The organism is Hungatella hathewayi WAL-18680 (assembly GCF_000235505.1).
GTDB classification, from domain to species: domain Bacteria; phylum Bacillota; class Clostridia; order Lachnospirales; family Lachnospiraceae; genus Hungatella_A; species Hungatella_A hathewayi_A.
The window spans coordinates 3,106,230-3,111,297 of sequence record NZ_JH379027.1; the positions used below are offsets into that span (position 1 = coordinate 3,106,230).

Here is a 5,068-nt window from a genome sequence, read left to right on the forward strand (position 1 = left end):
TTTCGGAAACGGCTCCGGTCATCTGGCCGGCGATTCCTCCGGCATAGCTGGCCCCGCTTCCCACATTTTCCCGGCTGTAACACTGGTAGATGGTTCCACCATTCAGAACGCCGGTAATTGCCCCCTGCTTTCCTCCTGACGATGTCAGGGTGGATTTTACCACCGCCGTTCTCGCCACGGTTCCGCTCACGGTGTCAAACAGGCCGGCATTGACGGAAGAAGCCGTTGTGCCTATATGTAATCCGCTCAATTCGTATATCTCCGTATTCTTGACGCCAAAAGCTCCGCTGTAATTACTGATAGGAATCCAGGGAAGTGGCGCCCCGGAAGTTCCGGTGTAGGCGGTTCCTGTTAAGTCGATGTTGTTGAGAAGTGTGGCACATGCATCCGGTTTGGTGCCACTGTTAACCAGGTAAGCCAGCCAGGCCAGCTGCTCCGCATCTTTTATCTGGTATGGGCTATCCGAAGTTCCACTGCCCGCCGGTTTTGTCTTGTCCGACGGAAGGAAGCCGCATTCCAGGGCCTCTCCGGCTTTTTCCCAGTCGAAAGGGACAAGGTTGCCAAAGGTCGGATAACCGCCTTTGTTGTACTGCCAGGCACCGGTCATGGAACTCCCGTTGAGTTTGTATGCGGCAACCCAGGACTGCATCTGTTTGGTTGTGAAGGCAGTGGCCTTACTATCTGTGCTTCCGCTTGTCTCGCTATCATAATAGCAGTTAATAATTCTATCCTGATTACTGGAACCTGATATAGCCTTTCTCCCGTTTGACTTAATGAGTCCCACATTATAACAATTTTCAATTTTCAGGTCTGCATAGCTTTCTGAATTGCTTATTATTTTTCCTATAATACCGGCTGCCGAATAATTATCCGTCGCCGTTATCGTTCCTGCATTATAGCAGTTGCGAATAGTCAATTTACCTCCTGGGTCAAATGACCAAACCGTACCCAGAATTCCCCCTACGCCACAGTCATATTGGGCGTTTCCGCTTATATTTCCTAAATTATAGCAGCCTTCAATCAGAATCTCTCCGCCACCACTCACATAGCCGACGATTCCCCCTGTCTCTCCCTGTCCCCTCGACAAATCTACCCCATTCCAGCAGTTTATTATTTTTCCCGAAGAAATTTTTCGCATAAACACTCCTGCACGACGCTGACCGCTAAAATTGACATATCCGGATTCAATTCCCAGATTTTTTATAGTGCCTCCATCCATAACAGAAACAAACCCACAACTCGAGCCACTGCCTGACAAGCGTAAATTTTTTATCTTGTGATTGCCACCATCAAAAACTCCGTTATAACCCGCCGCTATTGATATCCACAATAAACTGTTTGACAAATCATTCGGATTATAAACTGCGTTTGTATAATCTCCACCAAACAAATCAATATCTGTTGTCATCGTTGCACATAAGCTGACGTCACCAGCATTCACTGTAACTGCAAACCAGGCCAAATCTTCGGGGCTGTCTAACAGATACGGATTGGCTTCTGTTCCCGGTGTTCCACTGGAATTGGCTGTTGGGGGTGGAGTTGTAATCGTATTCCCAACAACTGACCAATCAGCCGGCACTGCCCTTTCCTGTGCCACAGTGAGTGCATAGCTTCTACTTCCCACACCGATGGATGCATTTAAGCGGATACTGCTTTTGCTGCTGCCTGTTTCAACGTCCAGACCGCTGTTATCTACGGATGATTCGGGTTCCAAATCTGTATCTGAATTCATATTTGTATTGATATCCGAATCTATATCCGATTCCTGCTCTGCTTCAGATATTTCTTTCACTTCTAACGTCTCCCCCGGTTCGCTTTCCAGGGAAGTTCCAACTGTGGGGGTGTCGTTAGGCGTAAAGGTCACCTGCTCCTGAAAATGCAGCTGGTTGTCTTCTCCAATCTCAATTCCGCCCTCTCCATCCCACTGGATTTCCTGGCCATCTACCTCCATTGGGAGAAGAATACCGCCCGCATTTAAGACATCCGCAAGAGACAGGCCTTCGGGAAGTTCCAGGGCCACCACGGACAGTTTGGAATTGCTCATGATTGTCTCATGTTCGCTCTGTGCAAAATATTCCAGCTGCGGGTAGGCATGCTCCTTCTTCCTCCAGTCGCCTGGTATCACACTCTCCGCGCCGGCCATATCGGAGGTCCACAGCCCTCTCAGTTCAAATTCTGATACATCGGATGGTGAAGCATCGTCATCGGTCTCTGCCTCATTTTCCATTTCATCCGCTTCGATACATGCCATCTGTCTGTCGTAGGCACAGCCAATCAGTGTTCCGCTTCCCAAGCGGGTAAATGCTCCCCTGTCGGTTCCGGATTCCCCTAGGGTTACCGTGGAATAGCAGTTTTCAATGTGCCCGTCGTTGACAGCCGCGAATCCGCCATTCACTCCATCGCTGTCTGACAATCCGGAGACGTAGCTGTTCTCCGTTCTGGTTCCCTCACCGAGGATGCCGCACAGGCCGCCGGTGTAGGACTCCGGTTCTTCCAGGAAGGAGCCGATGGTGATTAATGCAAAGCTGTTGGATAACAGCGTTTCCCCGGCTGTCTGGGCTACAAGACCGCCCGCTGTGACGCGCTCGGCGGTTACCAGGATGATAATGTCTCCGTTGGGATTGCCGATATACTGTGGCTCCTCCTCCGGCTGCGGCTCCTTGTGATTTTCGCTTCCTGTTTCAACAGAATCTGCATCAGAGGGCGTCGCTATGGGACTTTCCTTTTCAGTGGGGGATTGGTCTGTAAAACCGGGTCCCTCCTGCCCAGTTGTCTCTTCCGCATCGGAAGGCGTTGCACCGGATGGCCCTGCTAGATCGGTATCCACCAGGAGAGACGTCTTCGCCAAAAGCTGACGCTCAACCGGACGGTATCCTACTGTTTCCGCACTAGCAATATCAATATGGACGAAATCTGATTGTACCAACTGCGAATCGGGGATCACCGATTGTGTCGGCTGTGTGTCCGCTGATCCCGTATCTGCTGGTCTCGTATCCTCTGGTTTCGTATCCGCTGCTCCCGCGTCTGTCGGTTTCGTATCTGCCGGCTCTGTATTTCTTTCTTCCACAGCAGTTTCCCCTGCACCCGCACCCTCTGTTCCACCGGCCTGTCCGCTCTCTCCGTCCGTAGCATCTGCCGGCGGATTTCCTGATGAGCCTGTTTCCGATTCCCAACTCGATTCCTGACTTGTTTCCTGTGGCGTTTCAGATGGACGGACAGCTTCCGCTCCTTCCGTATCTGCCGGCCCATTTCCATCACTCTCATTCTGCGGAGATGTCTCCTCTCCCGCCGGCTGTGAGGTATCTTCCACGCCCGACCCGCTTTCAGATTCCGTCACATTTACGGATTCTGCTCCGGTTCCAGTTTCGTTTTCTATTCCCGGTCCGGCATCCTCTCCGCTTCTTTCCGTTGTCTCCACGCCCGGCCCAACTTCCTGACTGGCACTCTCCTTATCTCCTCCTGCCACTCCATCCATTGCTCCGCCCGGCCCCTGTATTCCTGGCCCTTTCTCCTCATCCGCATCAGAAGGACTGGCCTTCTCCAGCAGATACTCTGCTTCCGACGGACTGGCCGTGCGAATCTCTCCATTCATCCCGCAGTTTATAATCCGAGAATTCACGGCATATGCCGCCAGCGCGCCGTATCCGTCCACGTAATGTTCCCCATCATAATAGGTAAACGGATTCTCTATCACCGCATCGCTCAGGTACAGATTTTCCACCTTCGCATCCCTCAGCACCCCAAACAGCGGTCTGCCAAGGCCGCTGATCACATGTCCGTTGCCGTCGAAACTTCCCGTGAACGGCTCCACATTGGTTCCCACGGACTGATACAGCCAGCTTAAATCCAGGTCCTCCTCCAGCCGGTATCTCCCGTTCAGATTGTAATCCTCACTGTCCTGGTACAGCAGATACTGCTCAAACTCTTCCTCCGTGTGGAGAAGCACCGTCTCACGGCTCTTGGCTCCGGCCGTTCCGATGCTGTGGACGGCATAGATTCCGGCCAGCACCGCCAGGATACCGGCTATCCCTATCAGCACATAATTCCGATAGTTCCTCTCTTCTCTCTTTGTATGTAATCTAAAGCGGCTCATGTCCTTCCCCTCCAACATTTATCCCTTTTGCATTTCTACCGGTTCAGCCTGATAACCAGTATCACCTTCCCCAGAATGTCCTCCCTCGGCACCGTGCCGATTCTGCTGTCACGGCTGTCGATGGAGATTCCACGGTTGTCTCCCAGCATCAGATACTGGCCGTCCATCACGGTCAGCGGCTGGCCCATCCGGCTGGCAGTCTCCTTCCCGGAAGAACCGGTCAGAGTCACATAATTTTCCTGTACCTCATTCCCGTTTACCACCACACGGCCTCCTGTCTCGCTGATTTCCACCGTGTCTCCCGGGAGTCCGGCCACCCGCTTCACCAGGTTCTCGCCATTTTTCTCAAATACCACCACTTCATCCCGGTGGATTCCATTTCCCAGCTGCCGGCTGTACACCACCCAGTCCCCATAATTTAGGTAGGGATACATGGAATTTCCCGACACCCTGTCAATTCCAATCAGAAAGCCAAACGTGCCAATTACACAGGCCGCCAGCGCCAGAGCTGTCACAATCAGTTTCACATTTCTGCGTCGATGCCTCACAAAATACCGCCGCATTTCCACCCGGATTCTCCGGCGCAGCTCCTTCTTAAGCCCAGGCAGGTCTCCGCCCTCCGGATCCTCCCCCGTGTCCACCGCCTTCACGATGTCCCACAGGTAACAGATAATCTGCGTCTCCTCAAATCCGCCGAACCGGGCCACACGGAAATGAGCCGCCTTTTTCCGCTGATGTTTGCGGGACTTCCCTCGTATCACGTCCGTGTCCACGAATTGGCACCTCTCTTTCGGGTTTCACCCTGTAATATAGATTATGTAGTGGGAAATGAAGCCGGCAGGCATGGAAATGACCGCATCCGGACATATTTCCATCCAGTCAGATATGATTTTCCATAAAAAAATAGGACTCCCCAGCCATGCAGGGAGCCGCCTTTCTAATTCCAAACACGCCAAAAAGACGTCTGTAAGCCAA

At 52.3% G+C, this 5,068-nt stretch carries 1 protein-coding gene and 1 pseudogene; both read right to left on the reverse strand.

Going from position 1 to position 5,068, the window contains the following annotated elements; translation table 11 throughout:
* Nucleotides 1–4,093, reverse strand: a pseudogene (locus HMPREF9473_RS27760) (hypothetical protein); the annotation flags it as partial.
* A 35-nt stretch (nt 4,094–4,128) separates the two neighbouring features.
* Nucleotides 4,129–4,866, reverse strand: a complete 738-nt coding sequence (lepB, locus tag HMPREF9473_RS14005; RefSeq protein WP_006780787.1) for a signal peptidase I — start codon at nt 4,864–4,866, stop codon at nt 4,129–4,131.
* Nucleotides 4,867–5,068: the final 202 nt, after the last annotated feature.